Annotated in this window: 1 protein-coding gene; it reads left to right on the forward strand. The window is 60.9% G+C overall.

The features are described from left to right. Window positions 1–1,766: hemagglutinin repeat-containing protein (locus LQR33_RS23645; RefSeq protein WP_231470681.1), on the forward strand; the 1,766-nt coding region annotated here is incomplete at both ends.

Consider the following 1,766-nt stretch of genomic DNA (forward strand, 5'->3'; position numbering starts at 1 on the left):
AACGCCAACAAGGGCAAGGGCAAGGAGGAGGGCAATGGCAGCCGCTGGAACGAAACCGTGCTCAGCGCCGGCGACACCCTGAACCTGCAAAGCGGCCGCGATGCCAGCCTGACCGGCGCGCAAGCCAGCGGCAAGACCGTGGTGGCGGACATCGGCCGCAACCTGACGCTGCAAAGCCAGCAAGACCGCGACTACTACCACAGCCAGCAAAGCAATCTCTCCGCCGGCGCCAGCTTCACCTTCGGCAGCATGAGCGGCAGCGCCTCCATCAGCGGCAGCCGCCAGAAGGCGGACAGCGACTTTGTCAGCGTGCAGCAGCAAACCGGCCTCTACGCCGGCCAGGGCGGCTTCGACATCAAGGTGGGCCAACACACCCAGCTGGACGGCGCAGTGATCGCCAGCACCGCCAAGGCGGACAAGAACACGCTGGATACTGGCACGCTGGGCTTCAGCAACCAGCACAACCAAGCCGACTACAAGGTGGAAAGCCAAAGCTTTGGCTTCAGCAGCGGCGGCAGCATCACCGGCACGCTGAAAGGCACGCTGATGAGCCAAGGCGCCAGCAGCGTGCTGGGCGGCGGCAACAGCAGCGGCCACGCCGAATCCACCACCTACGCCGCGGTCAGCGAAGGCGCGATCAAGGTCCGCGACCAGGACCAGCAGCAACAAGACCTGAAAGCCCTGAGCCGCGATGCCGAACACGCCGCCAACGGCCTGAGCCCGATCTTCGACAAAGAGAAGGAACTCAACCGCTTGCAGGAAGCGCAGCTGGTCGGCCAGATCGGCGCGCAGGCCACTCAAATCGTCGCCACTCAGATGATGATGAAGGCGAACGAAGAGTTGCGGCGCAATCCCAAATATGCGGACAGCAAAGAGTATAAGGAGCTGAACGATAAGTGGGGCACTGGCAGCGACTTCCAAAGAGCGGCGCAAGCCGCCACCGCCGCGCTGCAAGGCCTGGCTGGCGGCAATGTGCAGGCGGCCATCAGCGGCGCCGCCGCGCCTTACCTGGCTGGCGTGGTCAAGGGCATGACCGACGGCAACAAGGAAGCCAATGTGATGGCGCACGCCTTGCTGGGCGCGACGCTGGCGCAGCTGAAGGGCGAGAATGCGGCGGCGGGGGCGGCGGCAGCTGGCGCGTCGCCGTTGGTTGCCGAGTACCTGCAAAAGACGCTATACCCGGATGCGAAGAGTCTGAGCGAAGATCAGAAGCAGACCATCTCCGCGCTGACCACGATGGCGGGCAGTTTGGCAGGTTCGTTGGCGGGCGGAGACAGTGCCGGGGCATTGGCTGGTGCGCAGGCAGCTAAGAATGAGGTGGAGAACAACTATCTTGCCGCAGATCAGATTACGCGGCTGGCTAGTCAGGTCAAAGACTGTCGCTCTCGTCACGATGCTGCATGCATCCAGAAAGCTTTGGAAACGGCCACCAAGTTGTCTGATGCTAACTCCAAGGCTATGCGTTCCTGCGGTAAAGACCGTGCTTGCCTTGATCGTCATATGAAGAAGATTGATCAAGCAGCGGGTGTATACCAGCAGATTACAGGCTTGGCACAAGGTGGTGTCGATACCGCAGGGCTGGCATTCGGGAACAGTGAAACCCCGACGCTTACCGATACCCGTTATTATTTTGATCAGATCCGTCAGAATCCAGAGCTGCAGACGCCCTTCGAGAAGCAGTTCTATGCGATGAAAAACAGCGATAGGGCTGGTTTTGAAACGCTGATTTTTGGCAAGCCTTTGAATGAGAAGGAACGGTTTGCTTT

Source organism: Chromobacterium piscinae (assembly GCF_021129175.1).
GTDB lineage: Bacteria > Pseudomonadota > Gammaproteobacteria > Burkholderiales > Chromobacteriaceae > Chromobacterium > Chromobacterium piscinae.